Genomic DNA, 18,002 nt, shown 5'->3' with positions numbered 1-18,002 from the left:
TGTTTATGGTCTTTATGTTTAGCACAGTTCTGTGGCACCTTCCAGTAATTTGATCAATTAGTCCACAAAGTTTGGTTGTTAGTCGATCATTTTTGGGGTTGGTGTCATTGTGCATATTGAACTGCTGTATTTTACTTTTTATTACCTGTGTTCAATATGCCCTTTAAAAGATTTTTCAGACTTTAGGATATGGATTTGGGATGACCCGATTTTCCTTAAAATAATCAATGGGTAACAGGGAACGAATGGTAGTACCGGTGGGATTTGTTTTAATATGGGAACTGGGAAATACTGCAATTTTATTGAAGGGCGTTTTTTGACTGACAAGTGCTTATATAGGCACTATATCTGACTTATCGTTTAGATCCTTTCTACAAAAATCCAGCATGGCGGATTGTTGCGCTGCTCCGGACAATGCTCTTGGCAGCTCCATAAGTCGCTGGGCAGGGTTTGAACCCATTGACTCACTTCATTCGTTTCCTCTGCTCCACCAGGGTGACCTGGATAGACCATAATACTGATTATGCCCTCACGGCTGAGCAGTTTTACACTTTGCTCCAGGGCAAGTCGCGTGGTTTGGGCTTGGGTTATTACGGCGTGGTTAGCACCGGGTAAATAACCCAAGTTAAACACAACCGCTTTCACTTGGCCGTGGTAAGACTGTGGTATGTGTTGCACCATTTGTTCATGCCCCGCTTGGAACAACTGCACCGGGACCTGGGGGCACTGCTGCTGTAAGCGCTGAAGGGTTTTCTCCAAGGCAGTGCTTTGTATATCAAAACCGAACACCCGGCCTTGCTCACCGACACACTGGGCTAAAAACGCGGTATCGTGACCATTACCCACTGTAGCATCCACCACCACATTGCCGGGTTGCAAGTGGGACGCTAATATCTGCTGGGCCAGGTGCACTAATCTCATGTATAAAACCGTCCCACGTTCACCAGTGCCGGCAGCGGAGTCTTTCCGATTAAGAAGTCGCTCATGACGCGGGCAAAATACGGTAGCATTAACGATCCTTTGGAACCGAATCCGTTGAACAGGTGTAAATACGGAAATTCCGGATGTGGCCCTAATAAAGGCCGTCGATCCACGCTGGCCGGGCGCACCCCCACTTGCAGTGCTGTCACCTGGTAATCTGGGATGGTGACAAACATACTTTGGAGCGCATCCGTTAACTCGGTTTGTGCGCCGGGGTCTGCGGGAACTCCTTCCGGGGTTAAATCACAGTTGTGGTTATAAGTGGCACCACAACGGTAGCGTTGCTCAGATAGAGGTAGCAGCCATTTTCCTCGATTAATGATTTCCCGGCTTAGCAGAGCAGTTGACTCCAGAGTAAGTATTTCCCCTTTAACGGGCCTCATTCCCACGCCGCAAAACCAGGGATTACGCACGACACGATACCCCTCACAGAACACCACACGCTGTGCCCGAAGCCCGTTCCACTGTACCGATGCCGAAGATTGAATCGTATCTCTTCCCGGTAACTGCAGTTGGGAATAGTCAAATTGGCCCGTGGTGAGACAACCTTTGTCGTTAAAGTACTGCCGGTAACATTGGAGTAAAGCGGAGATATCCACAAACCCGCTGCGCGTCTGGCGATACGCGCCAAAGTCCTGTTGTAAATGGGACAACTCTTTATCTTCCGGCCCCATTTTTTGACCACACCAGGAGTCATAACCCGGGCTCTGCTGCCGCTTCAGCCATTGCTGTTGTTGCTGTTGTGATTGAAATAACTGAATCAGATCTCGTTGAAAAAAGAATGGCCGGGAGAATTCCCGCTCCATATCACGATAGAAATCCAAAGCAAAGGGATAACACTGTTCCAAGTACCAGGTTTTAACCAGGCGTTGCCCGGTGACGGGATTGATTAAACCGGCTGCCACTCGCGATGCTGCATTGGGGTGGACATCGTCTACGATATGCAGTCGTTGCCCCGATTTTAGCAGCGTCCAGGCTAACAACGATCCGGCCAAACCCTGCCCGATTATCAAGATGTCTACCTGCTGCATAGACCGTCCCGCGTGTCAGTTCCTATGCCGACCATGGCTGGAACGGTGATTCAGGCGCTGTTGTACAAATCAATAACGGTATTGTCGGCTTGGTTGCGTTTTTCCTTGGCCGCATCGTTGCGCCGTGCCTGTACACCCAGCAAATACTCCGGGGTGACGTCACCGGTGGGATAACTACCGTCAAAAACAGAGGTATCAAATTGCTGAATATGACGATTACCGGTTTTTGCGGCCTTAACCAAATCTTCCAGATCCTGGTACACCAACCAATCGGCGCCTATTTCCTTACAAATTTGCTGTTCGTCACGGTTGTAACCGATCAATTCATCCACGGAGGGCATATCGATGCCATAGACATTTGGGTAACGAACGGGAGGCGCGGCAGAAGCGAAATAAACCTTATTGGCTCCCGCGTCCCTTGCCATTTGAATAATCTGGCTTGAGGTTGTGCCTCGCACAATGGAGTCATCAACCAACAACACATTCTTACCTTTAAACTCCAGGTCGATTGCATTGAGTTTTTGGCGCACGGATTTTTTACGTTGCTTCTGTCCCGGCATAATAAAGGTTCGACCGATATAGCGGTTTTTAACAAACCCCTCTCGATAAACCACCCCCAACCGATTGGCCAGAGGCAATGCGGACGTTCTACTGGTATCGGGAATAGGGATAACCACATCAATATCATGCTGGGGAAAACTGCGCAGAATTTTTTCCGCCAAATACTCGCCCATACGCAAGCGGGCTTTGTACACGGAAATGTTATCCATAATGGAGTCGGGACGGGCAAAATATACATGCTCGAATATACAAGGGCTCAGCGTCTGAGACTTGGCACATTGTTGAGCATGGAAACTGCCGTCATCCTGAATAAACACCGCTTCTCCCGGTGCAATATCCCGTACCAATTCAAAACCCAGGGACTGCACAGCCACACTTTCAGAGGCGATGATGTATTCCATGCCCTGTTCAGTTTCCTTTTTCCCGAAAACCACGGGGCGAATACCATTGGGATCACGAAATCCCACAATACCCACTCCGGTAATCATGGCCACGACAGCGTAAGCGCCTTTACAACGCTCATGCACACCCGCGATGGCGGTAAAAATATCACTGGCATCCAGGCTTAATTTATTTTGTTGTTGTAATTCATGAGCTAACACATTGAGTAAGACTTCAGAATCGGAATCCGTATTGATATGGCGTCGATCGGCTTTAAACAGGTCCTGTTTCAGCTCTTCATCGTTGGTTAAATTACCGTTGTGTGCCAAGGAAATGCCAAAGGGTGAATTGACATAAAAGGGCTGGGCTTCGGCGGAGGATGAGCATCCGGCGGTGGGATAACGCACATGGCCAATGCCCATTTTTCCCTTCAGTCGCAACATATGTTCGGTCCCGAACACATCACGCACTAAGCCATTGTCTTTGCGTAAAAACAAGCGACCGTCGTCACAGGTAACTATACCGGCGGCGTCCTGGCCTCTGTGCTGCAACACCGTTAAACCATCGTACAAAGCCTGGTTAACCGGCTCTTTTGCCACTATTCCAATTATCCCACACATAATGTTTCCGCCTCACTTAAAAAACTGCACGGATGTGCTTTTTCATCGAGCGCACAGCCAATCTCTTTAATTTTTCAACCGTATTCACACTATTTGCACATGGGTTTATCCGGCCTTGGCAAACTGCTCTGCCAATTCCGGGGCAACGGTATTCTGCAACCACAGGGCCATTTGTTCGAAATGACCAATCAACACCGAGTCCCCCCACCATGGGTCTTCCGGAATAGTGGTCAATCCAGCCAATAGCACCAAGATAGACACCACAACGGCTCCGCGGGCCATACCAAAGATCATCCCGATCATACGGTCGGTCCCCGTTAAGCCGGTACGTTCCACAACATGTCCGGCCAGGTGATTAATCAACGCTGCCAGCATCAGGGTTAAAACAAACAAGATAGTGAAAGCTACAACAATACGAATAGACGGAATGGTAATACTGGAGAGAAACAGCTCCGCCAAGGTGTTGGCAAAGCGTAAGGCGATCCAAAGGGCCGCCACCCATCCCAGCAACGACAAAGCTTCGCGTACAAAGCCTCGCATTAAACTGATCAACGCCGAAACCAAAATAATGACGGGAATTACAAAGTCAACCCAGACCATATTATATCGCTATACCAGTTCTACTGTGCCGTTAAGTTCGGCAATTCTAGCACGAAAATGGGCCAAGTATGCGCTCATGGGTAGGTTAACAGCAGCGCTTTAAGGCGGGTTTCACTTTCAACCGTACGTAGCAAATTATCCGCTTTCTTGCGGTCCAGCTCAGGTCCAACCCGGACCCGATAAATGGGGCCATTTTTGCCACGCCCGGTCACAACAAAACTGGATAAACCTTTCTTACGCAATCGATCCCTTAAAGTCATGGCATTTTTTTTCTTATAAAAACTACCCACTTGCACAACCCACCCGGTTACGGGCGGTGTGGCCTTTTGCGATGATGGGGTATTTATGGCTGGGGTTGGATTTTCAGGGACAGAGGGATCCGGATCGGTGTGGGATTGCTCGATTTGAGCCGAAGCCTGTGTTGCCGGCGTTTCGTTTGAAGCCTTGGACTCAGTCGGTTGAATCAATGGCACTTTTTCCAAAACCTTGCTGGGCACCTGCTCCGGCACCTTGAGTTGCGACGCCACTATGTCGTAACTGGGCTGAGGCGGGATTCCAGACTGAAAGCGGGACTGAAACTGACCATTGCCTGAGAACAGCATGGGAAGAAAAATCACCGCCAGGGAAATTAACACGATAGCGCCAACCAAACGCTGTTTGAGTATATTATCCACCAATTTCCCCCGAATCCGCTTAACCACCCATTAGGATGGCTGCGGTAACACCTGGGCGAGGGTGTGGAAGGAGCCGAACACTACCACTTTATCCCCCGGTTGAGCAGTCTGCATAAGTACATCATAGGCCTCTGTCACCTTTGCGGTGCTATGTACAAATACATCTTTTTTCAATTTGCGCAAACTGGCTGCCAAATCCGCGGCATCAGCACCGCGACTCACCTGCAGGCTGGCCACATACCAATCATCCACCAAGGGCATCAGAGGCAGAACACAGTCCAGAAAATCCTTATCTTTCAGCATACCCACCAAGGCATGGGTACGACCGGAAACAGGATGTTGTTCCAGATACTTGGCCAGCTCCTTACAGCTTTGAGGATTGTGTGCCACATCAAAGACTTGGGTGAATTTTCCGGATATGGTTTGGTAGCGACCCGGCAAATTCGCAGATTTGAGACCTTTGTGGATATGGGCTTCACTCACGGGGAATTGCTGTTGCAAACTGGTGACCACCATTAAAGCGCAGGCGGCGTTGCGCAGTTGCACCTCGCCATCCAGGCGTGGAAAAGGCAAATGCTGATACTTCTCCGTCACATGGGACCAATCCCAATGATCCGATTTTTTCTGAATCACAAAATCGTAGTTGATATAAAAGGTTTTGACGCTGAGTTCCCGGGCGATTTCCTGTAGTGACATGGGTGGAACCACATCTCCACACACCATAATATTGCCTTTTCTGAGGATACCGGCTTTTTCCCGGGCAATGGCATTGCGGTCTTTACCCAACCATTCCACATGGTCTATGCCGATACTGGTAATCACGCTGATTTGGGGATCGATCAGGTTCACTGCATCCAAACGCCCACCTAACCCCACTTCCAGGATAATGATATCCAGATTTTGCTGTCTAAAGCACCAAAAAGCCGCCAAGGTACCAAATTCAAAATAGGTCAGAGGTACATCGCCTCGCACCGATTCCACCGCTTCAAACGCTTGGCAAAGAGTCTCATCACTAACGGGCACGCGGTTGATACAAATCCGCTCGTTATAGCGAAACATGTGGGGTGAAGTATAGGTTCCCACCTTATGGCCGGCTGCGCCTAGGATGGCTGCCAGCATTTCCACAGTAGAACCTTTACCATTGGTGCCTGCCACAGTAATCACCGTGGTACCACCAAAGTCCAGTTGCATCAGATTATAAACTGTGGCAACCCGTTCCAATCCCAGTTCGATTTCTTTGGAATTGAGAGTCTCCTGCCACGCCAACCATTCAGATACCGAACGCTGTTGCATCAATAATTAGTTAACCCTTATCGTTTGTTGATTCGATGGTTTGTTTGACTCTATGAATCTACGGTGCCGGTTGCCGCGTCAAAACAGTCAGTAATCCAGCCACTCTTTCACGCATTTCCCTCCGGTCAACGATCATATCAATGGCACCATGCTCCAATAAAAACTCACTCCGCTGAAATCCTTCGGGCAAGGTTTGTCGTACAGTTTGCTCAATAACCCTGGGCCCCGCAAAACCAATGAGTGCATTAGGTTCACCGATATTGACATCTCCCAACATGGCCAGACTGGCTGAGACCCCGCCCATGGTTGGATCGGTCAGCACACTGATAAAGGGAATTCCCCGCTTTTGCATCCGGGTCAACGCAGCGCTGGTTTTCGCCATTTGCATGAGTGAAAACAGTGCTTCCTGCATGCGGGCACCACCACTGGCGGAAAAACACACAAAAGGAATATTGTGCTCCAGTGACTGGTCCACACAACGAACGAACTTCTCGCCCACAACGGAACCCATGGAGCCCCCCATGAACGCAAATTCAAAAGCTCCGGCCACAACCGGCACTCCGCAAACCTGGCCCATCATACCCACGAAGGCATCTTTCTCTCCGGTGCCTTTTTGTGCCACATTGAGGCGATCTTTATACTTTTTCAAGTCCTTGAACTTAAGCACATCCACCGGTTCTACATGTTGTCCGATTTCCTGCCGCGGCTCTTCATCCAGAAACAAGTCCAAACGCCGCCGCGCACCAATGCGCATATGATGTTCACATTTTGGGCAAACACTAAAATTACGCTCCAATTCTGCTCGGTATAAAACCGCATTACAGACGCTGCATTTGCTCCACAAACCTTCAGGAACGGCTTTCTTTTGCCCGCCTTCTATACGTATGCGCGATGGCAGTAATTTTTCCAACCAGCTCATTAATCACCAACTTTCATTTTCAATCAAACGGTCCGTCACACCCGTAGCGACATTTACATGCGCTGATCCATGGCCTGACGCATATCCTTTAACAGGGCTGCAATGGCTTGCAGCATTTTATCTTTTTGTTCCGAGAAATTCTCAACTAATTTTATGATAGCACTGCCCACCACCACACCGTCGGCTATTTGAGCAATTTGCGCAGCGGAGGTGGCATCTTTAATACCGAATCCCACCCCAACCGGCAGTTGGGTACATTGACGAATTTTCTCAACTTTCTCCGCAACCGAGGCAACATCCAAAGTGGACGCTCCCGTAACACCCTTTACCGAAACATAGTATACATAACCCTTGGCGGCTGCACAGATGGTACGAATTCGATCCATGCTGGTGGTCGGCGCAATCAAAAATATGGGTTCCAATTGGTACTTATCCAGCAATGGCATCAAATCACCGGCTTCTTCCGGCGGCATATCCACGGTTAACACCCCATCCACACCAGCCGCTGCTGCCGCCTCGGCGAACTGTGCATAACCCATGACCTCGATAGGATTCAAATACCCCATTAACACTACCGGGGTACTGCTGTCACGGCGACGAAACTCCCGTACCATCTCCAGCACATCCCCTAAACCCACGTCGTGAAGCAATGCTCGCTCGCTGGCCTTTTGAATCACCGGACCATCTGCCATGGGATCGGAAAAGGGTACACCCAGTTCGATGATGTCGGCACCACTTTGCACTAACATGTGCATCATTTCCACGGTCAACCCAGGATGCGGGTCGCCTGCGGTTATATACGGAATCAGGGCAGAGCCCGACGCCAATTTTGCAAAAACTTCACTGATTCGGCTCATGATTAAACCTTATTGACACAAAAACTGTTCAAACTTGTTCACAGAATTCAACTAATCCCTTCAATATTCTCTATGGCAGCCACGGTGTGAATGTCTTTATCGCCCCGCCCGGATAAATTCACAATAATAATTTGCTCTTTATCCATCGTGGGGGCCAGTTTGGCGGCATAGGCCAGTGCGTGGCTGGACTCCAAAGCGGGAATAATACCTTCGATACGGGTCAGATCGTGAAACGCCTGCAACGCCTCCTGATCATTGATGGCGGCATAGTTGACTCGCCCCACATCTTTCAACCAAGCGTGCTCCGGCCCCACCCCGGGATAATCCAATCCGGCTGACACGGAATGGGTCTCTATAATTTGACCATTTTTGTCTTCCATTAAATAGGTACGGTTTCCATGGAGCACCCCAGGCTTTCCGGCACACAAAGGCGCGGCATGCTCGCCGCTGTCCAAACCCTTACCAGCAGCCTCTACCCCGGTCATCGCAACACTGGAATCGGGTAAAAAGGGATAAAACAGACCTATAGCATTTGAGCCACCGCCCACACAGGCCACTAAATGGTCCGGCAAACGGCCTCGCTGCTGCAAAATCTGCTCTCGCGCTTCACGGCCGATAATCGCTTGAAAGTCCCGCACCATGGCAGGATAAGGATGGGGGCCGGCAACCGTGCCAATAATATAGAAGGTGTTATCGACATTGGTGACCCAATCACGCATTGCCTCGTTCAAGGCATCCTTCAGGGTACGTGAGCCGGATTCCACCGGCACCACCGTGGCTCCGAGTAATTTCATCCGATACACATTAATGGCCTGGCGCTTAATGTCTTCTGCGCCCATGTACACCACACACTCCAAACCCAAGCGCGCCGCCACAGTGGCAGTCGCCACGCCATGTTGCCCGGCACCGGTCTCAGCGATGATGCGAGTCTTGCCCAGACGTTTAGCCAACAGAGCCTGACCAATGGTGTTATTGACCTTGTGCGCCCCTGTGTGATTCAAGTCTTCCCGTTTCAGAAAAACTTGCGCACCACCGAGCACACGGGTCCAGTTGGTAGCAAAATACAAGGGACTGGGACGACCCACGTATTGGCGTAAATCCTCATCCAGTTCGCGCACAAACTCCGCGTCATGCTTCACTTTTTCATAGGCCAGCCGCAACTCTTGCAAAGGCACCATAAGCGTTTCGCTAACAAACAATCCGCCATAGATTCCGAAATGGCCGCGCTCATCCGGCATAGCGGTAAAATCCGGTGGATTCTGTAACTGTTCAGACATTATTTACACCTCTAATAAAAGCAGCCATGGTATCAGGGTCTTTAATCCCTTTTGCCACTTCCACACCGCTGCTCACATCCACGGCAAAGGGCCTAACGGAGGAAATGAGCTTCCACACATTGTCCGGCGTCAAACCACCCGCCAAAATAATGGGTTTGTTCAATTTCTTGGGGATCAAGGACCAATTAAAGGTCTTACCCGTTCCACCGGCCAAGTTAGGATCATAACTATCCAGCAACAACCCTCGGGCACCGGCATAGCGTTTACATTGCGCTTCCAGGTCTACGCCATCCCGCATAGGGATGGCTTTAATATAGGGCTTATTGTAGCAGGAGCATTCGCCCGGCTCCTCATTACCATGAAACTGCAAAATATCCAGGGGCACCCGGTGCAATACAGCCGCCATTTCCTGAGGTGTGGGATCCACAAACAAACCCACTACGGTAACAAAGGGCGGCAGCACCGCAATGATCTCTTTTGCAATACGCACATCCACAGCCCGAGGACTTTTTTCATAAAACACCAGACCAATGGCATCGGCACCGAGCATAGCCGCATTGAGGCCATCGTCAGGTCTGGTAATCCCGCATATTTTCACCCGCGTACGCATTTGTTTTCCTCACACCGGTTTCCAAAGCAGTTGCTCATCTGACACTCTGGGTAATCCATAACTGTCATCGTATTCCACGTCCACCAGATACAAACCACACGGGGGACTGGTGACGCCACCCAGGCTGCGGTCACGACTTTGTAACACCTGCTCCGCCCAAGCGACCGCTTGTTCGCCGGCACCAATCGTCATAAGAACACCGGCAATGTTGCGCACCATATGATGTAAAAAAGCGTTGGCCCTGATTTCAATGGTGACCCATTCCCCGTTGCGTCTTACCTCAATGGAATACACATGACGCACCGGCGATTTGGCCTGGCATGCCGTAGCGCGATAGGCATTAAAATCATGCTCCCCCACCAAAGCCTGGGCGGCATCGGCCATACGTTGCTCGTCCAGGGGGCGGTATTCCCAAGTCACCCGCTTTGCCAGAAACGTGGGCCGCACTGGCCGGTTCAATATGACATAGAGATAACGCCGTGATTTGGCAGAAAATCGGGCGTGGAAATCCTCACTCACCATTCTAGCCCAGGTTACCACAATATTTTTGGGTAAATTAGCATTACAACCAAACACCCAGGATCGTTGAGAACGCTCTGATTCCGTTTCAAAATGAACAACTTGCGATAATGCATGGACACCCGTATCGGTTCGTCCGGCACAGATCACTCGAACCGGATGATTGGCCACTGTGGTTACTGCTTGCTCCACACAAGCCTGTACAGTGGTTACATTATCACCATCCTGTAATTGCCAGCCATTATACGCACTGCCGTCGTATTCTATTCCCAATGCAATCCGCATGGTCGCTCACCATAAAAACAAGAGCGGCATTGTACTAAAAAACAAAGGGAAAGTTACGGTAAGTGTGTAATTTTAACCCAAAGATCGCTGAAAAGGAACGGAAACAGGGATAAAACACAATAAAATCAAAGACTAGAACTGGAACGCTCGAGATGAAAAAACGGGGGATTGCACAAAGCGTAGGCGCTGGGCAGGCGCCGCAGCGCCTGCCCATCCCTGTTAATTGTACAACTCTCCCTTTTCGTACTGTTTTCTAAATTTTTTGGCCGCCCGAAGAGCTTTTTGCTCGTCTTTATCAGAAATATTGTTTACATCGCCGACAAAAAATGTCTTGTTGTTTGGATTACCCCGTGAATCCTTAAAATGAACACTGTAGCTCACATACGTTATACCGCGACGTTTATCAAACTTGGTGGTTCGGGAGATACCCCGCAACCCGGTATTACTTTTAACAGGGCGTTTGGCTTTTTCATAATACTTCTCACGGATCATATCACGCCATTCCAGTGCCGCTTTTAGTGCCTTGCGCTTGCCACCGTGTTGATTGTGAGAAAAGTATTTGCTTCGCTCAATGCCTTTACGAACCACACGAACCTGATAGCCCATGCCATCCGGTTCGGTTATATTTTCATGCTTAGCCAATGCTCTCTACCTCTCTGTCTGTTTTGAATGATTTTCACCCACATTGCACACACGCACGCGACTGTTATCGTCATTCTTACGCGAAATATGCAAACCCTGTTTTTGTTGTAGACCCGGTCACAGTACATCCATACCTGCAACTGAACGTAGTCTCATATGTGACAAAGCTTGTAACATTTAAGACACCAGAACCACATCACGACTGTCCCGGCCTGAGAAAACTTCCGCTTCGTTGTTTGGCATTACTCAAAAACACCACTCACCGATTTGCCACACGGATTTTCTCAGACGCTCATTATTATTTTTTCAATGGGCCTTCCATAATATTAACTCGTGTTCCTATTTCTACAAGTTCAAATAACGAAATAACATCCAAATTCCGCATTTTTATACAACCATGAGACGAAGGCACCCCCATAGCGTCATCATCCGGACATCCGTGTATGTATACATAACGCGACATAGTATCCACATTGCCGAAACGATTACGGCCCGGCTCCAATCCACTTAGCCACATTATTCGGGTTAGTATCCAATCTCGGTTGGGGTGTTGCTGTTTCATGGAAGTTTGATAAACCTCACCAGTGGGGCGGCGACCCACGAAAACCGTTCCTGGATCGCAATCGCTGCCAATTTTTGCTCGTATCTTATGCAAACCACGGGGAGTACATTCACTATTTTTAACTTCGCCGGGACCGTTCTTGGCTGTGGCTACAGACACATCCATGAGCACCTTATCCTCAGACCGCAAACGCAATCTCTGCTGCGCAATGCTAACCTCAATGAATGCCAGTGACGCCATCGACTAATTCCAAGTGTTATAGGGCTGTTGACTTAAACACACATTATAGTAGCGCGGATCCGCTGATACTTCTTCGCCCAACCAGGAAGGTCGCACAAAATCTTCATTCTGTTGAGACAGCTCTATCTCTGCAACAATCAATCCGGCATTATCGCCGGCAAACTCATCGATTTCCCAGACATGCCGATCAACTGTCACATAGTGACGTGTTTTTTCGACGGTTGCACCTACACACAAAGCCTGCAACATCTCCCGGGCATCAGTCATTGGAATAGGATACTCATACTCAGTTCGCACAATCCCTATAGTTGCGCTTTTAATATTTAAAAACGCCTTCTCGCCACTGATACGCACCCGAATCGAGGATAGAGTATCCATGCCTTGTTTTGTTGCCGAGATGCGCTGTAAATACCCCTGACTCATAAACACGGAGTGGTCTACACTTTGCCGCCAATCGCAACTACTTAGTAGGAATTTTCGTTCAATTTCTGTTGCCATCTTTTGATAACTCAGCCCGACCCCATTGCTTAACCCAGTTTCATAACCCGACATCGCCCCCATTCTTGTAACAAATAGGTTACTGCCGTCAGTTGATCGCCCGGGCTTGTATAAAGTTTCGCAAATATACCAAGCCAGGCCAGGGTACACAAATTATGTAAATTTTTTGTATACACTTCTGCACTCCACCAAACAACTTTAAACAGTGGCAAACACAACCATCTTGACCCAAAACAGCAACCCGGTTCACAATATTGGAATGTTTTTTGCCAGATATAATCCCACATATTTGCTATAGTCAAATCTTCAGCGTGGCACACTAGTTGCCCAAATTAGATAAACACAAGGGTATTTTGAATAGCCTAAATCACATGACCAATAATCAAACCTTAACAACTTGTACAGCAGGTAATTCTATGACTCATTGCTCCACCCAATTCACGAAGCAAACTCGAATAACCCTATTCCGTCAGATTTTAATCATCGTACTGTTGCTACTTCTCAGTTTGGGAGTGCAAGCAGCCGCACCGGCGTTTACATTGAAAGACCTGAACGGTCAAAATGTCTCTCTGAAGCAATTCAAAGGCGAAGTAGTGTATTTGGACTTCTGGGCTACTTGGTGCCCACCCTGTCGAAAATCCTTTCCGTGGATGGATCAAATGCACCAGCGTTATAAGGACTTGGGTTTGAAGATTATTGCTGTGAGCCTGGACGGTAAACGTGACGTTATTGACAAATTTCTAAAAGAAAATCCTGTCAAATTTCTGATCTTACACGACCCTGATGGCAAGGTTGCTGACGCTTACAAGTTAAAAGGTATGCCCAGTTCTTACCTCATCGACCGTCAAGGTAATATCCGCGTTACCCACGCCGGCTTCCGTGACAAAGACAAATCCAAACTGGAATCCAGTTTCAAGGAACTCCTTGCCGAATAAATTCATTTAAGGCGTCTTCGTCTACACTTTAGTTATACCTGTTTTATCCGTCTACAATTTATGGTGCTCGCCCCGGAATCTTACCGGGGTGAGTTCCCCTGCATTGATTTGTAAAACCGGTTTTACATTTTACGGAACAAAATTTGCTGTTTTAACGATTCACCCGAACTTTCACCAACCCCAATCAAGAGGGAAGAACATTGGCGGCAGACATAGGATTGATTGGCCTCGCAGTGATGGGGCAAAACCTGGTTCTCAATATGAACGACCATGGCTATAAGGTAGCCGTGTATAACCGTACTCGATCTAAGACAGACCACTTCCTCGCCGCCGCTGCCAAAGATACTCAAGTACAAGGCACCTACTCCATAGAAGAGTTTTGTACCGCATTGAAAGCTCCCCGTAAAATCATGGTGATGGTCCAGGCCGGAGCCGCAGTGGACGCCTTGATCGACTCCCTACTACCGTTCTTGGAACCCGGCGACATTATCATGGACGGCGGCAACTCTCTTTTCACAGACACCGACCGTCGCTGCCGGTTTCTTGCCGAAAAAAATCTACACTATTTGGGCATAGGCGTGTCCGGTGGCGAAGAAGGCGCCCGGCACGGCCCTTCCCTGATGCCGGGTGGTCATGCACAAGCTTGGCCCCAGGTAAAGGAAATCTTCCAGGCTATTGCCGCAAAAGTTAACGGTGATGCTTGTTGCGAATGGATTGGAGCCGGCGGCGCCGGTCATTACGTAAAAATGGTACATAACGGCATTGAGTATGGCGACATGCAATTGATTTGCGAAGCTTACCAATTGCTGCGCCAAGGCTTAGGTTTGACCATGACGGAATTGGAAAACACTTTTTCAAACTGGTTAAAAGGCGTACTGGATTCCTACCTGATAGAGATCACTCGGGATATTTTTAAAGTTAAAGATTCAGACGGTGAGCCGTTGGTGGATAAAATTCTGGACACAGCCGGACAAAAGGGCACAGGCAAATGGACCGGAATTAACGCACTGCAAACGGGCATTCCATTGACCTTAATCGGCGAGGCGGTTTTTGCCCGCTACCTATCTTCACTAAAGGAACAACGAACCGATGCGGCGAAAATTCTAAAAGGACCTTCTGCACACTTTGAGGGAAATCGTGATCAATACATTCAACACATTCATGATGCTCTATATGCTTCAAAAATCATTTCCTATGCCCAAGGATTTATGCTCATGACTCAAGCCTCTGCAGAAAATCAATGGGACTTGAACTACGGCAATATTGCTCTGGTTTGGCGCGGTGGCTGCATCATCCGCAGTCGCTTTTTAAATAATATTAAAGAGGCTTATGGGAACAACAAACAACTGAGCAACCTATTGCTGGATGAGTTTTTCCAACAGGCCGTGCAAACAGCTCAACCCGGTTGGCGTAAGACCGTACAACTGGCCGTGGAACTGGGTATTCCAACCCCCGCATTTTCCTCTGCCTTAGCATTTTATGACGGCTATCGCTCTGAGCAAGTACCGGCCAACTTATTACAGGCGCAAAGAGACTATTTTGGCGCCCATACCTACGAACGAATCGATCAACCACGGGGTCAGTTTTTTCACACCCAATGGGCTTAGAAAAGTACTTTTGGGCATGCTATAACAAATTCAATTCAATCTAACGGACCGATTATGACCAACAACGTAAGCATTGAACCTTGCAGCTATGTAATTTTCGGATCCACCGGACATTTGTCTCGTCACAAATTAATGCCGGCCCTATACCATCTGGAAATTGAAAACCGACTCCCCGACAACACCCAAGTACTGTGCATCGGCCGCAGCGACTGGCAAACCGAAAGCTGGCGCCAAGAAGTCAAGGAAATGATACGCAGCAATTCTCACAGCGGCCTGGATGAAGCCTTGTTTAAACGTTTTGCCGAGCGTTTGCATTATTTACAGGGAGACGCACATGACGACACCATTTATAAAAAATTAAAAAAACTAATGGAAGAGGACCCTTCCTTTCCTTCCAATGGGGCATTTTATATGGCCCTAAGACCTGCCGAGTTTGGTGTAGTGATTCAAAAACTGGGTGAAAATGGTCTCACTGACGATGAGCACGGCTGGCGCCGAGTTGTTATTGAGAAACCTTTCGGTTCCGACCTGGAAAGCGCCCAAGTATTGCAAAGAAAGTTGCACAAGTATCTCCGGGAAGACCAGATTTATCGTATTGACCACTATCTTGGCAAAGGTACTGTGCAGAATATTTTAGTTTTCCGCTTTGCCAATGTCATGATGGAGCCGCTGTGGAACCGTAACTATATCGATCATATACAGATCACGCATTCGGAAACCGCAGGCATTGAAACCCGGGCCAGCTTCTACGACCAAGCCGGCGCTCTGCGCGATATGATTCAAAGTCATTTATTGCAACTTTTAACGCTGGTTGCCATGGAACCACCGGCATCGATGGATGCCGAAGCCTTGCGCGATGAAAAAGTCAAAGTACTTAAATCCATTCGCCCGGTCCCTCAAAGCGCTGTGCGCGCCCAAGCCTTTCGGGCGCAGTACACCAGCGGCATGGTTGGCGGAACCAAAGTAAAAAGTTATCTGGAAGAAGATGGCGTGGAACCCAACAGCACCACTGAAACCTATTCTGCTCACAAATTTTATATCGACAACTGGCGTTGGCGTGACGTGCCGTTTTATTTACGCACCGGAAAACGCATGGCCGAGTCCAAATCCGCCATTAGCATTCGCTTTAAGCAACCACCGCAACACCTTTTTCGTGAGACTATGGCGAATCAGCTCAAACCGGACTGGTTGCTCCTCGGCATCCAACCGCAGGAGTGTGTTCGCATTGAAATGCAAGTCAAACAACCCGGTCTGACCCTGCTACCCCGATCAATAAGTCTGGATGCCAGTATCTACGATGAAGAAACGGTTAAACTGGACGCCTACGAGGGCTTACTCCTAGACGTCATTGAAGGTGACCAAAGCCTTTTCCTGCGTTATGACGAAGTCGAATGGGCCTGGCAAGTGGTGGATCCCATACTGCGGGTTTGGGCCACCGACCGGGAATACATCCACACCTATACCGCCGGCACCTGGGGGCCGCAGGAGACTCGACGCTTGTTTGACCGAGAAGACCAGTTTTGGCGTCATTCCCTGGAACCTGACGAAGACTAGACCGATCAGCCAGCGTTTGCTGGATTTTCCTGGCTTGCGGCCCTCATCAGCCGCTGTATAGCCATCTGCCTCATCCGCTTCCTGCACTTTTGGGTTCTTATCAGGGCTTTGTCTGGCTTTCTATAGGGTTTTATTGCTCTGAAATGTAAGGCTTTGTAAGGGATTCCACCATAAATGCAGCACGAACTGAGTCTTGCTCACTAAACCTGCCCCCTATAAAATGTGCGACAGGACATAAAAGAATAACCTGCGCATTCCCGCCTCATCAGGGTCGTCGCCAACCAACAGGACTCGCCATGCCACAGCCCAGATTCTTATCTTTTTATATGTTCGGCTTGCTGATGTGTTTTAACACAATAGCGTCTGAACTCAGTAATTTTCGTTCCATTACCAGTTCAGCCATCACAACTTTACGCAGCGATAAACCCATAGACATTGATCGTTTAATTCGAATGCAAGAACAATTAATGCAGTTAGGCATTCAGGCTTGCTCCGATTATGCACTCACTCATCCGCAAGACGCACACATCATCAAACTGGTTATCGACAGCACAAACACGATGAGAAATTTAACACTGGCTCAAATTGACTCTCAATGGCATACCCGACAAGCACTGCTGGATCGAAATATTGAGCCGGAAAAAATCGAGCATTTCAGCCTCATCGGTGACTTGATGAACACCATCATTCACCCGGCGACGGCCTATATTGCTCTAGTAAAATATAAGAAAACTCGTGACAAACAACTGTTGCAACGTGCCGAGCAAGAATTATCCGACTTGCTCCAGCATTTAGACCATATCCATTAGCAAAACAACTATGCCGCTCCCGATTGCCACCGAGCCGCAACACTCGCTTCCACAGCAGTAATTAGCTCTTTTACAGTAAACGGTTTCATCAGAAAACGTCGAATTCCAAATTTACCCACCAGACTACATCCGGTTTTCTCATCATAGCCACTGCACAGTACAATGGGAATATCCGGGCGCAGGGATAGAATTTCCCGACTCAATTGTGTACCAAACATACCGGGCATGATCTGATCTACGATCAACAAATCAAATTGTGCCGGATTCTGTTTAAATCGCTCTAAAGCCTCGCGACTGTCTGTCAATGCCGTCACATCAAACCCCGCACCACTTAACATGGCTTGAGCCAATTGTCCGTACATGGGCTCATCATCCACAAACAATATCCGTTTGATGGCAGGACAGTCCGTGTTGTGCAAAACATCTTGGGATTGCCCTGACACTGTGGTTTGCTCTAAAACGATAGGAAAGTACAAGTGAAATGTTGCCCCTTGCCCCACTACACTCTCCACCTGAATGTTACCGCCATAATCTTCCACCATTCCAT

19 protein-coding genes are annotated in these 18,002 nt (G+C 48.6%); 4 read left to right on the top strand and 15 right to left on the bottom strand.

Annotated features, from left to right (window positions below; translation table 11 throughout):
- Positions 1-360 precede the first annotated feature (360 nt).
- The 14 genes from OEY58_22570 to OEY58_22505 all read right to left on the bottom strand — a co-directional run bounded on the left by OEY58_22570 (position 361) and on the right by OEY58_22505 (position 12,550).
- On the bottom strand, positions 361-1,017 hold the full coding sequence (locus OEY58_22570; GenBank protein ID MDH5328240.1) for an L-histidine N(alpha)-methyltransferase: 657 nt from the start codon (positions 1,015-1,017) through the stop codon (positions 361-363).
- Positions 918-2,012 carry an FAD-binding oxidoreductase gene (locus OEY58_22565; GenBank protein MDH5328239.1) on the bottom strand — a complete coding sequence of 365 codons (1,095 nt, stop codon included), beginning with the start codon at positions 2,010-2,012 and terminating at the stop codon, positions 918-920. The genes OEY58_22570 and OEY58_22565 overlap by 100 nt, the downstream gene beginning before the upstream one ends.
- Positions 2,013-2,062: 50 nt before the next feature.
- The gene (gene purF, locus OEY58_22560) at positions 2,063-3,574 is read right to left on the bottom strand and encodes an amidophosphoribosyltransferase (GenBank protein ID MDH5328238.1); all 1,512 of its coding nucleotides are present in this window, start codon (positions 3,572-3,574) and stop codon (positions 2,063-2,065) included.
- A 105-nt stretch (positions 3,575-3,679) separates the two neighbouring features.
- Positions 3,680-4,174 (bottom strand): CvpA family protein, encoded by a 495-nt coding sequence (locus OEY58_22555; protein MDH5328237.1) that lies wholly within the window; start codon positions 4,172-4,174, stop codon positions 3,680-3,682.
- Between the two features lie 74 nt (positions 4,175-4,248).
- On the bottom strand, positions 4,249-4,848 hold the full coding sequence (locus OEY58_22550) for an SPOR domain-containing protein (GenBank protein MDH5328236.1): 600 nt from the start codon (positions 4,846-4,848) through the stop codon (positions 4,249-4,251).
- Positions 4,849-4,878: 30 nt separating this feature from the next.
- Positions 4,879-6,141: a bifunctional tetrahydrofolate synthase/dihydrofolate synthase gene (gene folC / locus OEY58_22545; GenBank protein MDH5328235.1), complete on the bottom strand. Its 1,263-nt coding sequence runs from the start codon at positions 6,139-6,141 to the stop codon at positions 4,879-4,881.
- Between the two features lie 58 nt (positions 6,142-6,199).
- Positions 6,200-7,060 (bottom strand): acetyl-CoA carboxylase, carboxyltransferase subunit beta, encoded by an 861-nt coding sequence (accD, locus tag OEY58_22540; protein ID MDH5328234.1) that lies wholly within the window; start codon positions 7,058-7,060, stop codon positions 6,200-6,202.
- A 53-nt stretch (positions 7,061-7,113) separates the two neighbouring features.
- Positions 7,114-7,917, bottom strand: coding sequence for a tryptophan synthase subunit alpha (gene trpA / locus OEY58_22535; protein MDH5328233.1), 804 nt, complete (start codon positions 7,915-7,917; stop codon positions 7,114-7,116).
- A 47-nt stretch (positions 7,918-7,964) separates the two neighbouring features.
- Positions 7,965-9,194 carry a tryptophan synthase subunit beta gene (gene trpB / locus OEY58_22530; protein ID MDH5328232.1) on the bottom strand — a complete coding sequence of 410 codons (1,230 nt, stop codon included), beginning with the start codon at positions 9,192-9,194 and terminating at the stop codon, positions 7,965-7,967.
- Positions 9,187-9,804 carry a phosphoribosylanthranilate isomerase gene (locus OEY58_22525; GenBank protein MDH5328231.1) on the bottom strand — a complete coding sequence of 206 codons (618 nt, stop codon included), beginning with the start codon at positions 9,802-9,804 and terminating at the stop codon, positions 9,187-9,189. Before OEY58_22525 ends, trpB begins: the two co-directional genes overlap by 8 nt.
- A 9-nt stretch (positions 9,805-9,813) precedes the next feature.
- Positions 9,814-10,608, bottom strand: a complete 795-nt coding sequence (truA, locus tag OEY58_22520; GenBank protein MDH5328230.1) for a tRNA pseudouridine(38-40) synthase TruA — start codon at positions 10,606-10,608, stop codon at positions 9,814-9,816.
- A gap of 219 nt (positions 10,609-10,827) precedes the next feature.
- Complete coding sequence (locus OEY58_22515) at positions 10,828-11,250, bottom strand: hypothetical protein (protein MDH5328229.1); 423 nt, start codon at positions 11,248-11,250, stop codon at positions 10,828-10,830.
- Positions 11,251-11,548: 298 nt separating this feature from the next.
- Entirely contained in the window at positions 11,549-12,052 is a 504-nt protein-coding gene (locus OEY58_22510; GenBank protein ID MDH5328228.1) for a L,D-transpeptidase, read from the bottom strand.
- Positions 12,053-12,055: 3 nt separating this feature from the next.
- Complete coding sequence (locus tag OEY58_22505) at positions 12,056-12,550, bottom strand: CYTH domain-containing protein (protein MDH5328227.1); 495 nt, start codon at positions 12,548-12,550, stop codon at positions 12,056-12,058.
- Between the two features lie 416 nt (positions 12,551-12,966).
- Between OEY58_22505 and OEY58_22500 the strand changes: the two genes are divergently transcribed.
- The 4 genes from OEY58_22500 (at position 12,967) to OEY58_22485 (ending at position 17,455) form a co-directional block, all read left to right on the top strand.
- Positions 12,967-13,485, top strand: a complete 519-nt coding sequence (locus tag OEY58_22500) for a TlpA family protein disulfide reductase (GenBank protein MDH5328226.1) — start codon at positions 12,967-12,969, stop codon at positions 13,483-13,485.
- A gap of 200 nt (positions 13,486-13,685) precedes the next feature.
- Positions 13,686-15,092 (top strand): decarboxylating NADP(+)-dependent phosphogluconate dehydrogenase, encoded by a 1,407-nt coding sequence (gnd, locus tag OEY58_22495; GenBank protein ID MDH5328225.1) that lies wholly within the window; start codon positions 13,686-13,688, stop codon positions 15,090-15,092.
- A gap of 54 nt (positions 15,093-15,146) precedes the next feature.
- Positions 15,147-16,646: a glucose-6-phosphate dehydrogenase gene (gene zwf, locus OEY58_22490; protein MDH5328224.1), complete on the top strand. Its 1,500-nt coding sequence runs from the start codon at positions 15,147-15,149 to the stop codon at positions 16,644-16,646.
- 296 nt (positions 16,647-16,942) lie between these two features.
- Positions 16,943-17,455, top strand: coding sequence for a hypothetical protein (locus tag OEY58_22485; GenBank protein MDH5328223.1), 513 nt, complete (start codon positions 16,943-16,945; stop codon positions 17,453-17,455).
- A gap of 8 nt (positions 17,456-17,463) precedes the next feature.
- Here the strand turns inward: OEY58_22485 and OEY58_22480 are convergent.
- The coding region (locus OEY58_22480; protein ID MDH5328222.1) for a response regulator at positions 17,464-18,002 on the bottom strand (539 nt) is incomplete at its 5' end.

The sequence above is a fragment of the Gammaproteobacteria bacterium genome, from assembly GCA_029882975.1.
Taxonomy (GTDB): domain Bacteria; phylum Pseudomonadota; class Gammaproteobacteria; order SZUA-152; family SZUA-152; genus JAJDNG01.
Note: the sequence above shows the minus strand (reverse complement) of the source record. Positions and strands in the feature narration are given on the sequence as shown.

What these genes read in the sequence shown, in the direction of transcription:
- OEY58_22565 (MDH5328239.1), bottom strand. Translation starts at nt 2,012, where the DNA reads ATGCAGCAGGTAGACATCTTGATAATCGGGCAGGGTTTGGCCGGATCG.
- purF (MDH5328238.1), bottom strand. Translation starts at nt 3,574, where the DNA reads ATGTGTGGGATAATTGGAATAGTGGCAAAAGAGCCGGTTAACCAGGCT.
- OEY58_22555 (MDH5328237.1), bottom strand. Translation starts at nt 4,174, where the DNA reads ATGGTCTGGGTTGACTTTGTAATTCCCGTCATTATTTTGGTTTCGGCG.
- folC (MDH5328235.1), bottom strand. Translation starts at nt 6,141, where the DNA reads ATGCAACAGCGTTCGGTATCTGAATGGTTGGCGTGGCAGGAGACTCTC.
- accD (MDH5328234.1), bottom strand. Translation starts at nt 7,060, where the DNA reads ATGAGCTGGTTGGAAAAATTACTGCCATCGCGCATACGTATAGAAGGC.
- trpA (MDH5328233.1), bottom strand. Translation starts at nt 7,917, where the DNA reads ATGAGCCGAATCAGTGAAGTTTTTGCAAAATTGGCGTCGGGCTCTGCC.
- trpB (MDH5328232.1), bottom strand. Translation starts at nt 9,194, where the DNA reads ATGTCTGAACAGTTACAGAATCCACCGGATTTTACCGCTATGCCGGAT.
- OEY58_22525 (MDH5328231.1), bottom strand. Translation starts at nt 9,804, where the DNA reads ATGCGTACGCGGGTGAAAATATGCGGGATTACCAGACCTGACGATGGC.
- truA (MDH5328230.1), bottom strand. Translation starts at nt 10,608, where the DNA reads ATGCGGATTGCATTGGGAATAGAATACGACGGCAGTGCGTATAATGGC.
- OEY58_22510 (MDH5328228.1), bottom strand. Translation starts at nt 12,052, where the DNA reads ATGGCGTCACTGGCATTCATTGAGGTTAGCATTGCGCAGCAGAGATTG.
- OEY58_22505 (MDH5328227.1), bottom strand. Translation starts at nt 12,550, where the DNA reads ATGGCAACAGAAATTGAACGAAAATTCCTACTAAGTAGTTGCGATTGG.
- OEY58_22500 (MDH5328226.1), top strand. Translation starts at nt 12,967, where the DNA reads ATGACTCATTGCTCCACCCAATTCACGAAGCAAACTCGAATAACCCTA.
- zwf (MDH5328224.1), top strand. Translation starts at nt 15,147, where the DNA reads ATGACCAACAACGTAAGCATTGAACCTTGCAGCTATGTAATTTTCGGA.
- OEY58_22485 (MDH5328223.1), top strand. Translation starts at nt 16,943, where the DNA reads ATGCCACAGCCCAGATTCTTATCTTTTTATATGTTCGGCTTGCTGATG.